Source organism: Vreelandella lutescens (assembly GCF_014640815.1).
Taxonomy (GTDB): domain Bacteria; phylum Pseudomonadota; class Gammaproteobacteria; order Pseudomonadales; family Halomonadaceae; genus Vreelandella; species Vreelandella lutescens.
This window is the reverse complement of sequence record NZ_BMHM01000006.1, coordinates 154415-176102: the sequence shown is the minus strand read 5'-3', so window position 1 is coordinate 176102 and position 21688 is coordinate 154415. Positions and strand designations below refer to the sequence as shown.

The window sequence follows — 21688 nt, the reverse complement described above, 5'->3', positions numbered from 1 at the left end:
GAATTTACTCGCAGGCCCTCTCATTCCACCACAGGGGCACTGCTTTGGGGGAGCGTCGACTGCGGGCGACGCAGCTCAGGAATCGAAATATCACGCAGCGAATCCGGCGGCGTGGGTAACTCCCGCTCCCATTGGTCTAACTGGCTCACCGCCCAATCACGAAGCTCAATAAACGTGGGCCGCAGGGAAGCCTGCTGCCAAGCCTGGAGCTCAGCCAGTGGCGTCAGGGTGATCAATACGGTGGCGACTAATAGAATCACCGCTCCCCGCGCCAACCCAAAAGCCGCCCCTGCAAAGCGGTTTAACAAACCCATGCCAACCCATTCAACGGCCGCATGTACAATCCGGATGACAATGCCGCATAACAAGATGACGGCGAAAATAACCAGTGCAAACGCCAACACCAACCGAGCGTCAAAGCTATCAATAAAGCCGCTCATTAGCTCCGCCACGGGCTCAGCCAGAACACGCGCCACCATGAGTGCAACAACCCATGCCGCTAAACCCAACGATTCGCGGACAAAGCCTCGAACAAAGCCCGCTAGCATCGAAAGCGACAGCACCGCTAAAAACAGCGCATCAATCCACGTTAGCGCCATTATTAATCCCTTACCCGAACAAGCAAGCCCTGGACATTGATTCGCTGTTTTATCAACGCCATAGCGGCTTCACCATCTTCCGACGTAGCGTAAGGGCCGACTAAGACAGTGGTCAGGTTATTATCGCGGGCACGCTGAAACACGCTAAATCCTTCGCCGCTGAGCTGGTCGCTAATACGCTGGGCATTGTCGGCATCCCCAAAGCTGCCCACTTGAACCGCCCACTCGCCTTGCTGCTGAGTGGCAGGCGCTGAAGAGCTCGCGCTATTACGGCTTTCGTTAGCAGCTACCAATGCAGCGATGGGATCTTCTCGAGGTGGCGATGCAGGTTCCGGATTGGGCCGTGCAGGCGCTTGTTGAGCGGGCTCTGCGGCTGCGCTTGAAGACGAGCCATTAGATGGCGCTACTTGACCCGTTTGGGGCGCACGCGGCATCTCTTCAATCGGCTCATCTAGCGCCTCATCCGTCAGCACAGGCGCCGATGATACGGGTGTCTCGATGGTATCAGGCATTTCTGGTACAGGAACCTCCTGGCGCACCACATCCACAGGCTGTTCAATGACAAACGTGGGCTGGGGCCGCTCCTCGCGCGGTGCGGGGTCACTCATTAGCCAAGGGACCACAATGGCTAAGAGTGCGAGCAGGATCACAATGCCACTAATGCGTTCCGTTTTACCGTATTTCATATCCCTCTCCATCAAGCTTAGCGGGCCCGGGGCGTTGCTTGCGGCAGCGGCATGGCCAATAACTCAGCCACCGTGAAAAACGAGCCGGTTGCCAGAACGCGATCTTCAGGTGCTAGTTGCTTGGCCAGCTTGGCAGCCCCTGCGGCAGGGGAGTCGGCGCAATAATACACGTGTCCGCCCAGCGACGTAATACGTTCGGCTAACTCTGCTGCAGAACGGCCGCGTTCTCCCTCCAGGGTAACGCACACCCAGTCAGTGATGCTGGGTAAAAGTGCCTGAATCACGCCATCGGCATCTTTATCGTTCAACATACCAATCAGCGCCCACTGGCGACCGCCTTTCGGCGGAACCGGTAAACGACGTGCAACATACTGTGCCGCGTGCGGGTTATGCCCTACATCTAGGCACCACTGCCCTACCCACTGCATACGCCCAGAAAGCGTCACCGTGCGCAACGCTTTACATACGGTCGTTAATTGCAAAGAAACACCGGCCAGGGCCAACGCTTGAAGGGCCGTAGCAGCGTTATCAATAGGCAAACCAGGGTCCGGCAAGCCATCCAAAGAGAGCGTACTGCCATCCATAGCCAGACCATGCCAACACCAGGGGGTGCCGAGCGTATCGCCCGCACTATGACTAAACGCAGAGCCCAGCGCATAGCTGTGGGCGGCAATCGCGATTGCCGATTCCAATACGCTGGGAGGAAGCGTTTGGCTGCCTAACACAGCCGGTTTCAGAGGACGAAAAATACCCGCTTTCTCGCGACCAATCTGCTCAAGATCAGTGCCTAGAAAATTGGCATGATCCAGCGCAATCGTAGTGACGATCGCTACATCTGCATCAATAATATTCACTGCATCAAGGCGGCCACCCAGGCCCACCTCAAGGACAGCAATATCCAAGGAGGCATTCGCTAAACACCACAGGGCGCACAGCGTGCCAGCTTCAAAATACGTCAGGCTGATAGACGGCTCTTGCAGGCGTGCATTTTCAACCTGCTGAAAACCCTCTACCAAGCGCTGGTCGCTGGCCTCACGACCATCAATCGTGACGCGCTCGTTGTAGCGTAACAAGTGAGGAGAGGTATAGGTGCCCGAACGCCACCCATGAGCACGGGCGATAGCATCTATCATGGCAAGGGTTGACCCCTTGCCATTGGTGCCTGCTACCGTGATGACCTGTTTCGCAAGGGGGCGTTCTAACAGCCCCATCCGTTTCGCCACCAGGGAAACACGCTCCAGCCCCATATCAATCCCTACAGGATGCAGGGTTTCAAGGTGATGCAGCCATTCAGCTAAGGTATTAGGCATTGCGTGAAGCGTCATCGCTCGCCGCGTGACGAGGCTCAGCATGAGCAGACTGCTTTGCAGAGTCTGCTAGCTGCTCTTCATTCACGACGGGCTCAACCACATTGGCTTCCTCAACGCTTTCGACATCTACAGGCACTACCGCCTGGTGAGTCAGCTTCCGCAAGACACTGCCCACACGAGCACGCATTTCGTGACGATGAACAATCATATCTACCGTGCCATGCTCCAGCAGAAACTCGCTGCGCTGGAAACCTTCAGGCAGGGTTTCACGAACGGTTTGTTCAATTACCCGAGGGCCGGCAAAACCAATCAGTGCATTAGGCTCAGCAATGTTCAAATCACCCAGCATCGCCAGAGAGGCTGACACACCGCCAAAGACCGGATCGGTTAGCACCGAAATGTACGGAACGCCCGCCTGCTTTAATTTCTCAAGCGCGGCCGATGTTTTCGCCATCTGCATCAGCGAGAACAACGCTTCCTGCATTCGCGCCCCACCTGAGGCGGCAAAGCACACCAGCGGGATCCCTTCTTCAAGAGAAATAGTGGCAGCACGAACAAATTTCTCGCCGACCACTGCGCCCATAGAGCCACCCATAAAGGTGAACTCAAACGCGACGGCGACAACAGGCAGACCATCGAGCTCGCCACGCATGGCCACCAGCGCATCTTTCTCGCCAGTCTCTTTTTGCGCGGCCGTCAGGCGGTCTTTGTACTTCTTGGAGTCGCGGAATTTGAGGCGGTCGTTCGGCTCAATCTCCGCCGCGATCTCTTCGCGCCCTTGTTTATCCAGGAACCAGTCCAAGCGCTTGCGGGCCGTTAAGCGTAAGTGGTGCTCACACTTGGGGCATACGCTGTGATGCTTCTCTAATTCAGGCAGATAGAGAACGGCTTCACACTTGGGACATTTACGCCAGAGACCATCGGGCACGCTGGCACGACGGTCTTTACGCTGGATACGCCCCATGGAGGGCACGATCTTGTCTAACCAGCTCATATCAAAAAGGCTTCCGTGTACGTCAAGGCTTGGCAACGCCAAGCCTGATGAGTGTCGTCAATTAATTCAGTGTAGACGATGAGGGAACGCGCTTAGGCGTCCATCGCAGTGCGCATTTCAGCTAACACGCTTTTTAGCTGCCCGGCAATGGTTTCAGGCGCATCGACGCTATCGGCAATGCGGTTCACCAATGCACTGCCAACAATCACGCCGTCGGCCACTTTTGCCACTTCGGCAGCGGTCACGCCATCGCGAATACCAAAACCAACGCATAGCGGCAAATCGGTCATATCGCGCAGTGGCGCAAGGTGCTCGGCAACATCCTCAGCGTTCAATGTGGCCGCACCGGTGACACCTTTTAACGAAACATAGTAAAGGTAGCCCTCACCGTGGGCACATATTGTAGCGGCACGGGCATGGGAAGTGGTAGGCGCAACGAGGAAAATCGCTGCCAAGCCGCGTGCTTTCAGCAGCGGGCCGAACTCATCGGCCTCTTCTGGCGGCATATCCACGACCAGCACGCCATCAACTCCGACCTTGGCCGCTTGGTCAGCGAACACCTCATAACCAATACGCTCAATGGGGTTTAAGTACCCCATTAAGACAACGGGCGTAGTGGTGTCGGCTTGACGAAACTCTGCCACCATCTCCAGCAGGTCGACCAAACGGGTGCCCTGCTTCAACGCTCGCTCACAGGCTTTCTGAATCACCGGGCCATCGGCCATGGGGTCTGAAAACGGCACGCCGAGCTCAATCACATCAGCACCAGCTTCCACCAGGGCATGCATAAAGCCAACGGTGTACTGGGGCGCTGGGTCACCCGCCGTGATGTAAGGAATCAGGGCTTTACGGCCCTGCTGCTTTAATTCTGAAAAACGCTGGTCAATACGATTCATGCTAGCCCTTAAAACTCGATGCCGTCGATTTTCGCAACGGTCATGATGTCTTTATCACCACGACCCGAGAGGTTCACCACAATATGCTGATCCGGGCGCATGGTGGGTGCCAGCACCTTAGCATGGGCCAAGGCATGGGCAGACTCCAGGGCGGGCATAATGCCTTCCATGTGAGTCAGCTCACGGAACGCTTCCAGCACTTCTTTATCGTTCGCGGCAACGTAGTTCACACGGCCCACGTCTTTCCAGAGCGCGTGCTCAGGACCCACGCCGGGGTAATCCAGGCCTGCTGAGATAGAGTGCGTGTCCGACACCTGCCCTGCTTCATCCGACATCAGGTAGGTACGGTTACCGTGCAACACACCGCGCGGTGCATTGGAGGTCAGTGGCGCTGCGTGACGGCCTGTCTCGACACCATCACCACCGGCTTCAACGCCGTACATCGCCACCGCGTCATCTTCTACAAACGGGTAGAAAAGTCCCAGCGCGTTAGAGCCACCGCCTACACAGGCCACTAGCGCATCCGGCAAGCGGCCGATTTGCTCAAGCGACTGGCGGCGGGCTTCGCGCCCCACCACGGCATTAAAATCACGCACCAGTTGCGGGTACGGGTGCGGGCCAGCAACGGTGCCGATGATGTAGAAGGTGTTATCGACGTTGGTGACCCAGTCACGCAGCGCCTCGTTCATGGCATCTTTGAGCGTACGCGTGCCGGATTCCACCGGAATCACGCGGGCACCCAGCAGTCGCATACGGTAAACATTGAGCTTCTGGCGCTGCACATCGGCAGCGCCCATATAGACATCGCACTCAAGTCCCAAACGGGCAGCGACAGTGGCCGTAGCAACGCCATGCTGGCCAGCACCGGTTTCCGCGATGACCCGCGGCTTGCCGGTCTTTTTCGCCAACAGTGCCTGGCCGATGGTGTTATTCACCTTGTGAGCGCCAGTGTGGTTAAGGTCTTCACGCTTCAACCAAATTTGCGCACCGCCCAAGGAGTCTGACCAGCGCTTAGCATGGTACAGCGGAGACGGACGGCCCACGTAGTAAGCCAAGTCACGATCAAATTCAGCCTGAAAGTCCGGATCATCACGCAAACTCAGGTAAATCTGCTCTAACTCTTCTAGGGCAAAGCTTAGGGTTTCTGACACAAACCGGCCGCCGTAGGGGCCATAATGACCACGGGCATCCGGCATTCGGGTCAGGTCGCTGAACTTGGTTTCAGTTACTGAGACAGTCACAGGCATACCTCACAAGATCGCCAGAAAAGGCAAAAAATGAATGAACAAACGTTTGGCGCGCTCACAGTGAGCGTGAACGATGCGCCGAAATCTGAGTGCACGCAGGAGGCGTTTAACGCGTATTGGCCTGCGCCACATGACGAACAAAAGCGGTCATCAAAGACGACTCTTTAACGCCGGGGGATGCCTCAATACCACCTGAAACATCAACAGCATACGGCGCAACTTGAGCAACCGCAGCGGCAATATTATCGGCCGTCAACCCACCCGCCAGGATAACAGGTTTTTCAAACGATGCGGGGATTCTAGACCAATCAAAGGTCTCGCCAGTTCCCCCTGGCACCCCAGGGCGGTAAGCGTCTAACAGCAGCGCTTGAGCCGCTGCATACTCACTTGCCGCCTGATGCAGATCGAGGTCGTCACGCATGCGCAGCGCCTTGATCCAGGGCCGCCCAAACTGCTGACAAAACGCCGCCGATTCGTCGCCATGAAACTGAATAAGATCCAGGTGAGGCAGGCACTGCTCAATCAGCTCAGCGGGTTGATTCACAAATAGCCCCACCCGCGTCACAAACGCAGGCACCTGCGCGGCAAGCACCTGCAAAGCCTCAGGCGTAATGCTGCGGCTACTTTTTGGCCACATGACAAAACCGAGCGCATCAACACCCAACGCCACCGCGTGGGCAATATCTTCAGGGCGGGTAAGCCCGCAAAATTTAATGCGCGTGCGCGCCATTAGCAGGCTCATGAAGAGGCCTCCTGCTGCGTGGGGCTAGTCTGATGGGAGCTAGCCTGCTTGGAGAACGTCAGCCGCCGTCTGGCCGCGACGCGCGGGCTGTCGGGCAGCACGCGTTCGCCAGTCCACTCGCCGGTGAACGCGAGCAGGTTCGGGCCAAGGGGCTCTTTGGGTAGTTCAAAGCGCTCATCGTAGATGGAGTCGACAAAATGCAGGCCGCAGGCAGGCGCTGTCACATCGCCTTTACGGCGATTTTTCAGCGCCAGCAGACGTTCGATATGCCCTTCGTCCTGCACGCCTCGGCCGACGCTTGCCAACGCACCGGCAATGTTGCGAATCATATGGTGCAAAAAGGCGTTGCCCTGAATATCTATCACCACCAGCGGGCCGTAGCGCTTTACTTCCACGAAGTGCATTTGCCGCCAGGGCGTTTTCGACTGGCAACCCGCCGCGCGAAAGCTGCTGAAATCATGCTCGCCAACCAGTGCCTGAGCGGCACGATGCATGGCATCTGCATCTAACGGGTCACGGCACCAGGTGACGTTAGCGCGCTCTAAGACCGGGCGACTGATCTGGTTCAGAAAAATATAGCGATAGCGGCGACCTAATGCGCCAAGGCGCGAGTGAAAATCATCCGAGACAGGCTTCACCCAGCGCACGGCCACATCTCTGGGCAGGTTGGTATTGGCGCCAAAGATCCAGGCCTTTTCGGTACGCTGTACTGGCGGGTCGAAGTGAATCACTTGGCGGGTGGCGTGAACGCCGGAATCCGTTCGCCCGCTGGCATGAATACGCACCGGCGCGCCTGCCACTTTGGCTAGCGCATCCTCAATGGCCTGCTGTACAGAGGCGGCATGCTTTAAACGCTGAAAGCCGCAAAAGCGAGAGCCATCGTACTCAATGCCCATCGCCAAGCGGCCTGCCAGCGGTTGTGTCTCATCAAAGTGGTAGAACAGGGTCATCGAGCCACGTCATTTAGAGAATTTTGAAGGTTCGCTATTATCCCGACGTCGCGGCTCGAATGCCACCTCTTCAATTTCCCACTCCTCTTCCGGTACGCGTCTTGAGCGTGCCGCCCCGCTCTCTTGTTGCGGATGCCACTCAGACTGGCCGGCTGCCGACACGTCCTCATTATCCAAATCGTTGGTTAACGAGGGGGGATGGTAGTCAATATAGTGGGCTCGGTCCTCCTCCTGCACAGGCTTAGGCTCTGGCAGCGCAGTCTCATCGTCACTATCGGCTAGAGCAGCGCGCGCTCCCTCATCAACCGGCTCTGGCGTTTCTAAAAAAGCCGCGTTAAGCGCTGCTTCGTCATCATCGGTGCCGGGAGGCGCATGATCTACGAGTTTTTCATCTTCGTAAAACCATTCATCATCCAAGTCATCAGGGCTAGCGTCTTGATGCTTTTCGTTATGCGCCGCGCTGGATGGCGTTTCGTCCTCCATCAAGCTAAATGCCAAGTCACTTTTGGGAGCTTCTCTCTCCTCAAACGCGGGCTGTTCATCAGCAGGCTCTTTAGCAACGGGCTCTTCGGTGTCATATAGAGATGTGCCCGTTTGGCTAGGCTCCTCCACGGCCTCTTCGTAAGGCGGTGTATAGAGCGCCTCTTCAGGTGAGGCAACCTGAGAGACAGACTCTGTTTCAGGAGCGGCAGCCACACTCGGCTCCGAGCGCTTGGGCGGGGGTACGTCAGCAGCAAACCCGGCTGGAGCAGGCGCATTCTCCCATTGACGCTCGCGGCGTTTACGCGACCACACCAGAGCACCTAACAACAGCGCCAGCGCAGCGCTGGCCAACGGCCACTGATACTGCTCTAAACGCTCAACAACGCCTGGGCCTGAAGAAGCGCTGACCGGCGCATTAACCGCTGTGGGTGTATTCGACGCGCTGCGGGCCTCAGCAACCCGGGATTCAGCGGCAGCAAGCGCCCGCTGAGTCTCCTGCTGAGAAGCATTCAGCGCCTGAGTGAGCGAGGCGACTTCCTGGCGCAGCGCCGCCATCTCGGCACGCATGGCTTCGCGCTCATCCAGTACGGCTTGCAGCATGGCCTGACTTTCCAGCAGCTGTTCAGCAAGATCATTGAGCGTCAAACCGGCCAGCTCACCCTCTTCTACGGTTGCGGCAGGCGCACTTTCAACTGGCGAAGGGTCAGCAGGCGCTGACTCTGGTGGCTGTGCAGGCTCAGTGGCATCGGTCGACGGCTGCACAGCCGGGGTTGCGCGAGACGTCTGGCGCATCGATTGAATCGATTGCGCCGCCTGTGCGGGCGAGCGCGCCATTAACTGCTCACGGTTAGGCACGTTTAAGGTCTGCCCTGCCCGCATATCATCCACGTTACCGGTGGGGAATGCCGCTGGGTTGGCATCGACCAACGCCACCATCATCTGCTGCACCGTCACATCCGCTGGCTTGATACGCGCTGCCACACCCCACAGCGTATCGCCGCTGGCGACATAAGCAATATCACGAGGAGCACTGGATGAAGGCGCTACCGCAGAAGCAGGCGATGCGACTGGCGCTGCTGTCGTCGTAGTTGTGATAGTCACGGGAGTTGCGAGAGTCGCGGGAGCGGCGGGTGATGCGACATAATCTGGCGGATCAAACAGCAGCGTGAGCGCCTCCGTGCGCCGGCCCTCTGGCGTTGTAATCGTCACCAATAAATCCAGCCACGGTTCATTCACCGCTTGCTCAGAGCGCAGCACTAATCGCGCCCCTGAAGGCAAGCGCTGTAGCTCAGCACGCACGCTCGCGGCCAGCGGCGTCCACTCCAGGCCAAGCGCGTTAAAAGATGCTTGATTGGCGATCTCTACACGCACATCGTCCAGCGTCATATCGGCAACATCAACCAATGGCACGGTGGCGTCTAGTGGCGCTTGCAGCGGTGAATTCACGGTGGCCTGCCCCAACCCAACGGCTAAGGCCAACGGGCTAGCGGCGCTCAGCGGCAGCCACAACAACCATGCCAGCTTTTTTTTCATGTAGGCCCCTACTGCCTGCGATTTCCTGCCACGTGGCAACACCTGCGGTATGTTGCAACGAAGTATGTTAGTTCGTTCTTATCATAACGTATTTAACATGAAGGTATGTTCAACGCACACGTTTGCATGAAGACACGGCTTAGAAACATAAGTCATCGACAAAAAAAGGGGAAGCTGCGAACAGCTTCCCCTTTTTATTTAGCACTTAGCTTATTTAACACTTAGCGCTGATGAACGCGCGACGTACTTACGTGCGCTTACTGCTCGCGCAGAATTTTCAGCATACGCTTGAGCGGCTCAGCGGCACCCCACAGCAGCTGGTCACCCACGCTGAACGCTGAAAGGTATTCACCGCCCATTTTCAGCTTACGCAGGCGGCCTACCGGCACTTGCAGCGTGCCAGTGGCAGCCGCAGGCGTTAGGCCCGCAATGGTGGCATCTTTATCGTTGGGGATCAGCTTGACCCACTCGTTATGCTTGGCAATACGATCTTCAATCTCATCCAGCGGCACATCTTGCTTCAGCTTGATGGTGAACGCCTGGCTGTGAGAGCGCATTGCACCAATACGTACGCAGAGGCCATCGATGGGAATCGGGTTGTTCTCAAGGCCCAGAATCTTGTTGGTCTCGACGCTGCCCTTCCACTCTTCACGGCTCTGACCACTGTCCAGCTTGGTGTCAATCCACGGCAACAGGCTGCCTGCCAGCGGCGCAGCGAAGTTGTCAGTGGGGAAATCACCGCTGCGCATAGCCGCCGTCACTTTGCGGTCGATGTCCAGAATCGCGCTAGCCGGGTCGGCCAGTTCGCTGGAAACGCTGTCACGCAGCTGGCCCATCTGGTTGAGCAGCTCACGCATGTGCTTGGCACCGGAGCCAGACGCCGCCTGGTACGTCATGGAGGTCATCCACTCAACCATATCGGCTTCAAACAGGCCACCTAATCCCATCAGCATCAGGCTGACGGTGCAGTTGCCGCCGACGAACGTTTTCGCACCTTTGGCAAGCTGAGCGTCGATAACGTTGCGATTCACCGGGTCTAGCACGATGGTCGCTTCATCTTCCATACGCAGGGTGCTGGCGGCATCGATCCAGTAGCCTTTCCAGCCAGCGGCGCGCAGATCTTTGTAAACAGGCTTGGTGTAGTCACCGCCTTGGCAGGTCATCACCACATCTAGCGCTTTCAGCGCCTCGATATCGTACGCATCTTTCAGCGGAGGCACGTCCACGCCGATATCGGGGCCAGGCTGGCCGACTTGAGAAGTGGTGAAAAAGATCGGCTCAATGCCGTTAAAATCACCATCTTCCTGCATGCGCTGCATCAGCACCGAGCCAACCATGCCACGCCATCCCACGAAACCGACTTTCAACATGTGAAGTCCTCCAACTAAGAATGAGACCTATATTATACACAAATATCAGACACGACGTCGGCCACCCCTGAGGGCAGCCGACCTGTACCGTTCAAACGAGCATTGAAGCGAATCAAATAGTTAGCAAGCTTTCTTTGTTACTCAGCGCGTGCAAAGGCGGCGAGTACCGCATCGCCCATCTCCACCGTCGAGACACGGCGCGTGCCTTCAGAAGCGATATCGGCGGTGCGCAGGCCCTCATCCAACACACTGCCTACGGCGGCTTCAATACGCTCGGCCATCGCTGTTTCATTCAGCGAGTAGCGCAGCATCATCGCCACAGAAAGCATCATGGCCAGCGGGTTAGCAATATTTTGGCCCGCGATATCCGGCGCACTGCCGTGGCAAGGCTCGTACATGCCCTGCCCACTCTCGTTGAGTGAGGCCGACGGCAGCATACCAATAGAGCCTGTCAGCATGGCGGCAGCGTCAGAAAGAATATCGCCAAACATATTGCCGGTCACCACCACATCAAACTGCTTGGGTGCGCGTACCAGCTGCATGGCGGCGTTATCCACGTACATGTGAGAGAGCTCAACGTCCGGGTACTCCGGCGCTAAGCGCTCCATGACTTCACGCCACAGAATGGTGACTTCCAGTACGTTGGCTTTATCTACCGAGCAGAGCTTTTTGCCTCGCTTTTGAGCCATTTCAAAGGCAACACGGCCAATGCGCTCAATTTCGCTTTCGGAGTAGATGTAAGTGTTGAAACCTACGCGCTCGCCGTTACGCACTTCGATACCGCGCGGCTGACCGAAGTAGATGCCGCCGGTGAGCTCACGCACGATCATGATATCCAGCCCGGCCACCAGCTCAGGCTTCAGGCTGGAAGCGCTGGCTAGCTGCGGGTAGAGCATGGCCGGGCGCAGGTTGCCGAACAGGCCAAGGTTCTTACGCAGCCCCAACAGGCCCTTTTCCGGACGCTTGGAGAGGTCTTCGAGTTTATCCCACTTAGGGCCACCCACCGCGCCGAGCAGAATGGCGCTGGCGGCTTTGGCCTTTTCCAGGGTTTCAGCGGGCAGCGGCTCGCCGTGAACATCATAGGCACAGCCGCCCACCAAGCCCTCTTCTACTTCAATATCCAATCCCGCTTCTTGGCAGGCTTTCAACAAACGCGCCGCCTGGGCCGCGATTTCTGGGCCGATACCATCACCGGGCAGCAGTAACACTTTATGAGTCATGCTCAATCCTTAGCACTGATAATTGAATACTTACGCAGGCTGGCGGAACAGCCAAGGGCGCTGCTGGCGGTGCTTCGCTTCAAAGCTGCGAATGGCCTCTTCGTCTTGCAGAGTGATGCCGATATCGTCCAGGCCGTTGAGCAGGCAGTGCTTGCGGAACTCATCCACGTCAAACTCAAGAATCTCGCCACTGGGCGTAATCACCCGCTGGTGCTCAAGATCCACATCGAGCTGATAGCCTTCATTGGCTTCCACTTCGGCAAACAGGCGATCCACTTCTTCTTCCGCCAGCGTGACCAGCAGAATGCCGTTTTTAAACGCGTTGTTGTAGAAAATATCGGCAAAGCTAGGCGCAATCACGACTTTAAAACCGAAATCTTCCAGCGCCCAAGGGGCGTGTTCACGGGAACTACCGCAGCCGAAGTTACGACGCGCCAGCAGCACTTGCGCACCCTGGTAGCGCGGCTGGTTCAACACGAACTCATTGTTCAACGGGCGCTGGGAGCAGTCCTGGCCCGGCTGGCCTTCGTCTAAGTAGCGCAGCTCATCAAACAGATTCACGCCGAAACCGGTACGTTTGATGGACTTCAAAAACTGTTTCGGAATGATCAAGTCGGTATCGACATTAGCGCGATCTAACGGCGCGACCACGCCTTCAAAACGTTCAAACTTTTTCATGGCTTAGGCCTCCTGCGCGTGTGTGGCGTCGTTAGCGGGTAAAGTGCGTACATCGACAAAATGACCGGCAATCGCCGCCGCCGCTGCCATGGCAGGACTCACCAAGTGAGTACGACCGCCATAGCCTTGGCGCCCCTCGAAGTTACGGTTAGAGGTGGACGCACAGTGCTCGCCTGCGCCCAGCTTGTCGGCGTTCATGGCCAAACACATGGAGCAGCCCGGCTCGCGCCACTCAAAGCCCGCTTCAATGAAAATCTTGTCCAAGCCTTCCGCTTCCGCTTGGCGCTTCACCAAACCAGAACCCGGCACCACCATGGCCAGCTTGATGGAATCGGCCACTTTATTGCCCTTGGCCACTTTTGCCGCTTCACGCAGGTCTTCAATACGCGAGTTGGTGCAGGAGCCGATAAAGACTTTATCCAGCCTGATATCAGTAATTTTCTGATTCGCCTGCAGGCCCATGTACTCCAGCGCGCGGGCGTGGCTGCGCTGCACGGTTTCATCTAAGGCAGCTTTCGGGTCGGGCACTTGGCCTGAAATACCGGTGACCATTTCCGGACTAGTGCCCCAGCTTACCTGCGGCTCAATCTCTTCGGCTTTCAGCGTTACCACTTTATCGAAGTGGGCATCTGCATCGGACACCAGCTGACGCCAATCCGCGACAGCGGCTTCCCACTGCTGGGCGGTCGGTGCGAACGGACGCTCGCCTAAATAGTTAATGGTGGTGTCGTCTACTGCGATCAGGCCCACGCGGGCACCGGCTTCAATCGCCATGTTGCACACGGTCATACGGCCTTCCATGGAGAGCGACTCGATGGCGCTGCCCGCAAACTCGATGGCGTAGCCTGTGCCGCCGGCGGTGCCAATCTTGCCGATAATCGCCAGCACTACGTCTTTGGCGGTGACGCCCAGGCCAAGCTCACCCTCGACGCGCACCTGCATGTTCTTCATCTTCTGCGCCAGCAAGCACTGAGTGGCTAATACATGCTCCACTTCCGAGGTGCCGATACCGTGAGCCAAGGCACCAAATGCGCCGTGGGTGGCGGTGTGGGAGTCGCCGCATACCACGGTCATACCGGGTAGAGTCGCACCCTGCTCAGGGCCAACCACGTGCACAATGCCTTGGCGCGGGTCGTTGATTTTGAACTCTTCGATACCGTACTCAAGGCAGTTATCGTCCAGAGTCTGCACCTGAATCAGCGACACCGGGTCTTTAATGCCGCTGTTGCCTTCAGCGCGCTCTTTTACCGTAGTGGGCACGTTGTGGTCGGGCGTTGCCAGGTTGGCATCCAAACGCCAGGGCTTACGATTCGCCAAACGCAGGCCTTCAAACGCCTGAGGCGAGGTTACTTCGTGGAGCAGCTGGCGGTCGATATAAATAAGCGCGGTGCCGTCGTCACGCTGTTTCACCAAGTGCTGGTTCCAGAGTTTGTCGTAAAGCGTTTGACCTGACATGTGGCTCTCCTGGGCGGTGCCCTGCTAGTTCGGTGTAGCAGCCTCTGCGTGCTGCTTAAATGACAATGGCAAGGAGTGTTACGCGACTCGCGCATAAAAGCAATTCATGTTATTCATACTTTAGATTCCAAACTGGAATAGCAACCAGGGAGTTGCCTGTGGATACCCAAAGCCTGCAAGCCTTTCTCGCCGTGGCAGACACCCAAAGCTTCTCGCGTGCCGCCGAGCAGTTACACCTTACTCAGCCTGCGGTGAGCAAACGCATTGCTACGCTGGAAGATTTGCTGGGCACCCGGCTATTCGACCGTATAGGCAGGCGTATCGCGCTGACAGAAGCGGGCAGCGTGCTGCTGCCTAAAGCCCAGCGCATTCTGTTTACGGTGGAGGACAGCCGCCGGGCACTGGCCAACCTTTCTGGCCAAGTGGGCGGTAAACTGACGCTCGCCACCAGCCACCATATTGGGCTGCATCGGCTGCCGCCGCTGTTAAAGCAGTACACCCAGCGTCACCCAGAAGTCGTGCTGGATCTTCATTTTCTGGATTCTGAACTGGCCTACCAAGGCGTGATGGACGGCACGCTGGAAATGGCCATTGTGACCCTCGCCCCCCACCCCGTTGAACAGCTGCAGGTCGTGGAGCTATGGCGTGACCGGCTGTGCTTCGTGTGCGCCAAGGACCACCCGCTGGCCCAACGCAGCCGCGCTGATAACAAGCCCCTAAGTCTAGCCGAACTGTGTGAGGTGAATTGCGTCTTGCCGGGTGCCAAAACCTTTACCCGCACGCTGATTGGCCAGCGCTTTGAAGAGGCAGGGCTGACATTGCCAGTCAGCATGTCTACTAATTATTTAGAAACGCTCAAAATGATGTGTGGCGTGGGGCTAGGCTGGAGTCTGTTACCTGAAAAAATGCTCGACAGCGACTTAATAGAACTGCCGGTAAACACAGCACCCATTCACCGCCCACTGGGGTATTTAGTGCATCACAACCGCACGCTCTCCAACGCCGCCCATAAAATGATTGAAGAACTAGAAGCAACACTTGACCTATAACATCACAAAGGCACCGTCATGGTGAGCCGTTTTTATTAGCAAACAGAATGAACACAGCGCTTTAAGCCGCTTCTTATTTGACTTAAATCAAAAATATTGAGGAAGTTATTAAACGCAACTGTTTTACACCTTCCAATATACATCATCGGCCTAAGCTTGCCGCTCATCACATTAAGATAGTTCCCCTCCCCCCTTATGATGGCGATATTCCTCTATAGATTCACGTTTTAGGCGGCTATTTAACCAAACACCTTTCTATACACTGGAAGATACATTTTATTACAAAGCGCCGACTTTTCTTCCATGGAAGGAATTCCACTATGCAGCACCGCTCCCTTTTGCCCATGTGTGTGATTGTCTGTTTAACCGCAGGCACCGCACAAGGGCAGACCACAACCGACGCTCAACGCGAAGCGCTGGTGATTCAGGCACGTCAGGGAGCCTTAGCCACTTCCATTACCGGGCTCACCACGCTGTATCAACAAACCAACAACGCGCTAGTGCGGGAAGACTTAATCGCATTACTGGTACGTGCAGGACGCCACCAAGAGGCCCTCTTAGTGTGCGCTGCCTGTCAAACCGATAGCTACAGCAATAATGAACTGGCGAATTTAGCGGGGGCTGCTCGCAGTAACGGCGAACTGGATAAAGCGCTTGCCATGTTTCAAACCCTTACTTACCGAGACCCCAGCAACGCCCAAGGATGGCTGGGCCAAGCGCTAGTGCATACCGATAAAGGCAGTTACACCCTCGCAGAGATCGCCCTTCAACAGCATGAGCAAGTGGCTGGCGTTACCACCGCTGGGCTTGAAGCCAAGGGCTATTTGGCCGCGAAAACAGGTAACGCCATGCAGGAGTTAGCGACACGCCAACGGCTGCTAGAACAAACCCCCACTAACACCAGCGAGCTACAGGCGTTGTATCGTCTTGCGGTGGGCTTGGGTGCCAGCACGGCGGCTAGCCGCCTAATGCAGAGTAACCCAGAGGTATTCAGCGCCAGCGACCGTCTCTGGTTGACCTATTACGAAGGGGTCACTGATATACGCCTGGGCAACCATACCGACCAACCGGCAAGAATCACCCGGGGCCTGGCCCAGCTCGACAGCGTCATCAGCAACCCTGACGCCCCTCAAGAGCTGGTGACGATTGCCGAGTACGACAAAGTCGTCGCCCTGGCCGAATTGCGGCGTTTCTCGGAAGCCGAAGCCCTTGCCGTTCGCTTAGAAGCGCAACATGGACAGTTGCCCAGCTATGTACTGCGCGCCCGAGCCCACGCCCTGAACGGCATGGGCCGACCGTTTGAGGCCGCCGCGCTCTACGAAACCCTGATTCAGCAATCTCCCGCGCAGGCCACTAACCCCGACGACCCGCTGAATGAAGGCTTATTCTACAGCTATACCGACGCCCAGCGCTTTCGTGAAGCGGATGCATTGCTCACCGAGTGGCGCAGCAGCGAGCCCGAACAGCGTCTGGATTTTACCCGCACGCTGCGCATCGAAAACCCCAACTACCAAAAAGTGCTGCTGCTGGAAGTGCTGCTGGATGCATGGCGCGGGCGCGCCAGCGAGGCTAGCGAGCAGCTCGCCGCCTATCAGGCCCAAGCCCCCGCCGACCCCTATTTATGGCTGATTAAAGGCGATATTGAACGGGACAGAGGCTGGCCCAGAAAAGCGGAGGCGTCTTACCAGCAAGCGCTCACCATGCTGCCCCTGGAACGCCAGGAGGTAGCGCAACACGGTGTACTGTTGGCCCGCTTACAGCGCGGCCAGTGGCGTGGCACCACTCATGAGATCGCCCAGGCGCTGGCCGAGGCCAGGCCCAGCGCCTCACGTGACGACATGGCGCGGGAGTGGCGCGAGCAGCGTGCGCCGCAATTAAGCAGTTCTTTTGCGCGCAGCAAAGGCCAGGGTAGCGGCACTCAAGCATCGCGAGAGTGGCAGTACGAAGTGCTGCTGGAAGGGCCACGTAATAGCAGCGGCTCCCGCGCCTTTGCCCAGCGCATTGGCCAATTTGGTGAGTTTGAAGAGGAGAGCCTCTACGCCGCCTACAACATCGCAGGCTACGAATGGAACCTGCACCCAGCCACCGTCACACTGGCGGCAGGCCAAGGCGCGCAGCTCAATGAGGACTTTCTCGCCCTAGCCGAGCTGCAATACGCCCCTACCGATCACTTGACCACCACCCTAGGCATCGAAATTAACACCAGCGACACCCCGCTGCGTGCCTTGCAAGATGGCGTCAACGCTGACCGCTACCGCGCTGAGGTGGCCTACCGCCACGATGAACGCGGCGCGGGGGCTATTGGCGTCATGGCCACTGATTTTGACGACAGCAACCTGCGCCAATCGGTATACGGCTACTGGAATCAAACCCTTTACCACCTGGACCGCTGGCAGATCAACGGCGAAGTACGCGGTTCCGCATCGCGCAACGATGAGGTAGACGCCAGCTACTTCAACCCCCGCCGCGATGCCAGCCTGGGCGGTGAATTAACGCTCAACTACGAGACCCCACTCAACTACCGGCGGTCGTTTACGCAATCCTTCTCTCTCGGTTCAGGGCGCTATTGGCAGGAAGATGAGGATAGCGAGAACACCTGGTCGATCGGTTATCAGCACCGCTGGGAACTGGCCCCCACCGTGAATTTTGAGTACGGCATTCGACGTGAGCGCGCCGTGTATGACGGCGTTCCAGAGTACGACAACGTGTTTTCAGCCGGCTTTGTATGGAGATTTTTATGACACCCTGGCGCGTCTTGGTGATGAGCGCAGTACTGCTGATGCTCGTCAACGTTGAGCCTGCCCAAGCGGCACGCTCTCCAGGCGATTACGTGGTGATTAGCTACCACGATGTGGTGGATTCAAGCGTCACGCCCGAGCTGGATATCTACTCCCAAACCATTACTCGCAGCCGATTGGTTGAACACTTTAACCTGATCGCCTTAGGCGGCTACCAGCCCGTCAGCCTGCAGCAAATTATCGATGCCAAAGCGGGCGGTACCCCGCTGCCCGACAAAGCCGTACTGCTCACCTTCGATGACGGCTACCGCAGTTTCTACGACATTGTTTTTCCGCTGCTCAAGCTCTACGACTTTCCCGCCGTGCAAGCCGTGGTAGGCAGCTGGCTAGACGTTCCCTCAGGCGGGCGCGTGCCCTATGGCAGCATCACCCTGCCCCGCGAACGCTTTCTTAGCTGGGAACAGGTAAAAGAGCTGGATGCCTCGCCGCTGGTAGAAATCGCTTCCCACTCTTACAACCTTCACTACGGAGTGGTGGGCAACCCCATGGGCAACGAACAGGCCGCGGCGGTCACCAGCATTTGGGACGCCCGCACAGGTTATGAAAGCGAAGCCGCCTACCTGGAACGCATTCGCCAGGATATGGCGCGAACGCAGCAACGTTTTCAGGAAGAGGTCGGCCAAAGCCCCCGCATGATGGTGTGGCCCTACGGTGCCTACAGCGAAGCCACGCTGAATATCGCCGCAGAATATGGCATGGAGTACACCTTCAGCCTGCTAAGCGCGCCGAACCAGCTCAGCGACCCCATGCGCAGCATCAACCGCTACCTGATCGACCAAGAGACCACACTGGAAACCATCGAAGAGATTCTGGCCAACCGGATCTGGGAGCCAACGGCACTGCGCATTGTGCACGTCGACCTGGATTACGTTTACGACCCGGACCCCATTCAGCAAGAGCAAAACCTCGACCGCCTGATTGAACGTATTTCGCGCTATGGCATGACCACCGTTTACCTTCAAGCCTATGCCGACCCGGACGGCAACGGCGTGGCCGATGCGCTCTACTTCCCCAACCGCCACCTGCCGGTACGGGCGGATCTCTTCAACCGGGTGGCTTGGCAGCTAAAGAAGCGCGCTGGAGTGAAGGTATACGCCTGGATGCCGGTGCTGGCGTTTGATCTAGGCAGCGGCTACCAGTACGTAACCGATGTGAGAACCGGCCAGGAATCCCCAGATAGCTACCGAAGGCTCTCCCCCTATGTGGAAGCGAACCGCCGCACCATCGTCGAGATTTACCAAGACCTAGGCCGCCTGACCAAGTTTGATGGCCTGCTGTTTCACGACGACGCCTTCTTCACGGATTTTGAAGATGCCAGCCCCGAGGCCCTCGCCGCCTACGGGCGCGCCGCGCTGCCCAGCGATATCAACGCCATCCGCAGCGATGAACAGCTCATGACCACCTGGACCCGCTTTAAAACAGAGCAGCTCACCCACTTCACCCAGGAGCTGGCCCAGGCCGCTAACTACTACCGCCAAGCAGACAACAAAGCCTTCACGACTTCCCGCAACATTTACGCCGTCACGATAATGGAGCCAGAAAGCCAGCGCTGGTTTGCGCAAGACATCCAAAACTTTGCCACGGGCTACGACTTCGTGGCGGTGATGGCCATGCCCTATATGGAAGAGGCCGACCACCCGGATGAGTGGCTAAGAAGCCTCGCCCGCCGCTCGCTCGCCCAAGTGAGCGCCGACCAGCTGGTATTCGAGCTACAGGCACAAGACTGGCACACCCAAACGCCGATCCCCAGCGAAGAGATGGCCCAGTGGGTGCGCATTCTGCGCGAAGAAGGCATTCAGCATATTGGCTATTACCCGGATGACTTCCACTCCAACCATCCTGATATCAACGTGATGCGACCGGTGTTTTCGGTGGGGCGTCGCTTTAGGGCTACCCCATGAACCTACTCGACTATCTGGCCATGTTTACCCTGGGCTACCCAAGCTTGATGGCGACCATTTGGATATGCGGCGGCATCTACTTCTACGTGCACTGGGAGCGCAAGCAAGCCTGGCCCGCCACCTTCACATGGGGAGACGACGCCCCCACCGTGACGGTACTGCTGCCCTGCTATAACGAAGAGGCCAACGTGGATGAAACCCTCCACCACCTCTTCAAGCAGAACTACCCGCACATGGAAGTGATCGCCGTGAACGATGGCAGTAAAGACGGCACTGCCGAAAAGCTGGCCGCATTGGCCCAACAATACCCCGGCTTAACGGTGCTCAACCAAGCCAACCAGGGCAAAGCCAGCGCCATGAACAACGGCCTTAGCCAAGCCACCGGCGAGATCATCGTCGGCATTGATGGCGACGCGATTCTCGATTACGACGCCATTGGCTACATGGTGAACCACTTCCTGAGCAGCCCTATGGTGAGCGGCGTGACCGGCAACCCACGGGTACGCACCCGCTCTACCGCGATTGGCAAAATTCAGACGGGGGAGTTTTCCGCCATTATCGGCCTGATCAAACGCGCCCAGCGTATTTACGGCATGGTATTTACCATTTCCGGGGTGATCTGCGCGTTTCGGAGGAAAGCCTTAGAGGAGATTGGCGGCTGGAACACCGACATGATTACCGAAGATATCGACGTCAGCTGGCGGTTACAGCTCAAAGGCGGCCAAGTGCGCTACGAACCCCGAGCCATGTGCTGGGTGCTGATGCCAGAAACCATACGTGGGCTCTACAAACAGCGCCTGCGCTGGGCACAAGGCGGCGGCGAGGTGTTCTTGCGCTACTTTTCGCAAACCATTCGCTGGAAAAATCGCCGCTTCTGGGTGCTGATGCTGGAGTACATCGTCAGCGTGGTGTGGTGCTACTCGGTCATCACGCTCATCGCGGCGTGGTTGGTCTCTTATTTTCTGCTGCCGGTGGCGTGGCCTATCAGCACGCGCATGCTCTCCTACTTCGGCAGCCTGCTCATCGCCATCAGCTTTATTCAATTTACCGTCAGCTTCTATATCGACAGCCGCTACGACAAAACCATCTACCGCTGCGTGTATTGGAGCATTTGGTACCCGTTTGCCTACTGGGTACTCAACATGGTGACCGTTGTGATCGCCTTCCCCAAAGCCATGATGCGCCAACAAGGAAGGCTCGCTACCTGGACAAGTCCTGACCGAGGGGAACAATTCAATGAGCAATAAACTAATGTCCGTCGTGATCGAAAACCCCTACCAAAAAAGCTGGGGATACCGCTCGAGGGATGCACTCATCACCCTAACCTCACTCGGCCTATGGGGCCTGGTGCTTGCGAAGCTCTACCTGTTTTTTATTCTGGGCGATGCCGTGCTGACCCATCTCGCGGAATCGATGATGCTGAAAATCGTGCTGATCGGCTTCGTCGTCACGTTCCTGACGTTTCACTGCTGGGCGCTGTTCAACCAACACCGCCACAGCCGCTTTTTAAAACGCCAGCGGCACCACTTCCAACAGCCCACACCCGCTCTAGAGCACGACAACCAAACCCAGCTAGAACGCGCCTTCGCCACCGACCACACCCTGCGCGAACGCGAACACATCGGCACCCCCCGCCAAGCCACCAACTAACCCCCACCCCTTCAGGCACCACCGACTGAAGGGGTGCACCTCACTCAACATCTAAAGCTTTAAAGGAAGATAGTGAGAACCCTATGCAAAGCTATGCAATAGCACCGTGGGAGGGCGCTTCAGCGCG

At 57.3% G+C, this 21688-nt stretch carries 18 protein-coding genes; 5 read left to right on the top strand and 13 right to left on the bottom strand.

All coding sequences use genetic code 11. From position 1 onward, the window contains the following. Nucleotides 1-20: 20 nt before the first annotated feature. From IEW65_RS15375 to leuC, 13 genes are all read right to left on the bottom strand, one after another. The gene (locus IEW65_RS15375; protein WP_188640327.1) at nucleotides 21-599 is read right to left on the bottom strand and encodes a CvpA family protein; all 579 of its coding nucleotides are present in this window, start codon (nucleotides 597-599) and stop codon (nucleotides 21-23) included. Nucleotides 600-601: 2 nt separating this feature from the next. After that, nucleotides 602-1285, bottom strand: a complete 684-nt coding sequence (locus tag IEW65_RS15370) for an SPOR domain-containing protein (RefSeq protein WP_188640326.1) — start codon at nucleotides 1283-1285, stop codon at nucleotides 602-604. Between the two features lie 17 nt (nucleotides 1286-1302). After that, on the bottom strand, nucleotides 1303-2610 hold the full coding sequence (gene folC / locus IEW65_RS15365; RefSeq protein ID WP_229755590.1) for a bifunctional tetrahydrofolate synthase/dihydrofolate synthase: 1308 nt from the start codon (nucleotides 2608-2610) through the stop codon (nucleotides 1303-1305). Next, the gene (gene accD, locus IEW65_RS15360) at nucleotides 2588-3589 is read right to left on the bottom strand and encodes an acetyl-CoA carboxylase, carboxyltransferase subunit beta (protein WP_188640325.1); all 1002 of its coding nucleotides are present in this window, start codon (nucleotides 3587-3589) and stop codon (nucleotides 2588-2590) included. Before accD ends, folC begins: the two co-directional genes overlap by 23 nt. A gap of 92 nt (nucleotides 3590-3681) precedes the next feature. Further along, nucleotides 3682-4485 (bottom strand): tryptophan synthase subunit alpha, encoded by an 804-nt coding sequence (gene trpA, locus IEW65_RS15355; RefSeq protein WP_188640324.1) that lies wholly within the window; start codon nucleotides 4483-4485, stop codon nucleotides 3682-3684. An 8-nt stretch (nucleotides 4486-4493) separates the two neighbouring features. Beyond that, on the bottom strand, nucleotides 4494-5732 hold the full coding sequence (gene trpB, locus IEW65_RS15350; protein WP_188640323.1) for a tryptophan synthase subunit beta: 1239 nt from the start codon (nucleotides 5730-5732) through the stop codon (nucleotides 4494-4496). A 106-nt stretch (nucleotides 5733-5838) separates the two neighbouring features. Then, nucleotides 5839-6474 carry a phosphoribosylanthranilate isomerase gene (locus IEW65_RS15345; protein ID WP_188640322.1) on the bottom strand — a complete coding sequence of 212 codons (636 nt, stop codon included), beginning with the start codon at nucleotides 6472-6474 and terminating at the stop codon, nucleotides 5839-5841. Next, a complete protein-coding gene (gene truA / locus IEW65_RS15340) occupies nucleotides 6471-7424 on the bottom strand; it encodes a tRNA pseudouridine(38-40) synthase TruA (RefSeq protein WP_188640321.1) in 954 nt (317 codons plus the stop codon). Before truA ends, IEW65_RS15345 begins: the two co-directional genes overlap by 4 nt. A gap of 9 nt (nucleotides 7425-7433) precedes the next feature. Further along, nucleotides 7434-9440 carry a FimV/HubP family polar landmark protein gene (locus IEW65_RS15335; protein WP_188640320.1) on the bottom strand — a complete coding sequence of 669 codons (2007 nt, stop codon included), beginning with the start codon at nucleotides 9438-9440 and terminating at the stop codon, nucleotides 7434-7436. Between the two features lie 257 nt (nucleotides 9441-9697). Further along, nucleotides 9698-10810 carry an aspartate-semialdehyde dehydrogenase gene (asd, locus tag IEW65_RS15330; protein ID WP_188640319.1) on the bottom strand — a complete coding sequence of 371 codons (1113 nt, stop codon included), beginning with the start codon at nucleotides 10808-10810 and terminating at the stop codon, nucleotides 9698-9700. A 137-nt stretch (nucleotides 10811-10947) separates the two neighbouring features. Then, the gene (gene leuB, locus IEW65_RS15325; protein WP_188640318.1) at nucleotides 10948-12030 is read right to left on the bottom strand and encodes a 3-isopropylmalate dehydrogenase; all 1083 of its coding nucleotides are present in this window, start codon (nucleotides 12028-12030) and stop codon (nucleotides 10948-10950) included. Between the two features lie 30 nt (nucleotides 12031-12060). Next, nucleotides 12061-12708 (bottom strand): 3-isopropylmalate dehydratase small subunit, encoded by a 648-nt coding sequence (gene leuD, locus IEW65_RS15320; protein WP_188640317.1) that lies wholly within the window; start codon nucleotides 12706-12708, stop codon nucleotides 12061-12063. 3 nt (nucleotides 12709-12711) lie between these two features. Further along, on the bottom strand, nucleotides 12712-14163 hold the full coding sequence (gene leuC / locus IEW65_RS15315) for a 3-isopropylmalate dehydratase large subunit (RefSeq protein WP_188640316.1): 1452 nt from the start codon (nucleotides 14161-14163) through the stop codon (nucleotides 12712-12714). A 158-nt stretch (nucleotides 14164-14321) separates the two neighbouring features. Here leuC and IEW65_RS15310 point away from each other — a divergent pair, with 158 nt between their 5' ends. From IEW65_RS15310 to IEW65_RS15290, 5 genes are all read left to right on the top strand, one after another. Then, nucleotides 14322-15212, top strand: coding sequence for a LysR family transcriptional regulator (locus IEW65_RS15310; RefSeq protein ID WP_188640315.1), 891 nt, complete (start codon nucleotides 14322-14324; stop codon nucleotides 15210-15212). A gap of 320 nt (nucleotides 15213-15532) precedes the next feature. Further along, complete coding sequence (gene pgaA / locus IEW65_RS15305) at nucleotides 15533-17953, top strand: poly-beta-1,6 N-acetyl-D-glucosamine export porin PgaA (RefSeq protein ID WP_188640314.1); 2421 nt, start codon at nucleotides 15533-15535, stop codon at nucleotides 17951-17953. After that, entirely contained in the window at nucleotides 17950-19911 is a 1962-nt protein-coding gene (gene pgaB, locus IEW65_RS15300) for a poly-beta-1,6-N-acetyl-D-glucosamine N-deacetylase PgaB (protein WP_188640313.1), read from the top strand. The genes pgaA and pgaB overlap by 4 nt, the downstream gene beginning before the upstream one ends. Continuing rightward, on the top strand, nucleotides 19908-21158 hold the full coding sequence (pgaC, locus tag IEW65_RS15295) for a poly-beta-1,6-N-acetyl-D-glucosamine synthase (RefSeq protein WP_188640312.1): 1251 nt from the start codon (nucleotides 19908-19910) through the stop codon (nucleotides 21156-21158). The genes pgaB and pgaC overlap by 4 nt, the downstream gene beginning before the upstream one ends. Then, entirely contained in the window at nucleotides 21148-21561 is a 414-nt protein-coding gene (locus tag IEW65_RS15290) for a hypothetical protein (RefSeq protein WP_229755589.1), read from the top strand. Before pgaC ends, IEW65_RS15290 begins: the two co-directional genes overlap by 11 nt. Nucleotides 21562-21688 lie beyond the last annotated feature (127 nt).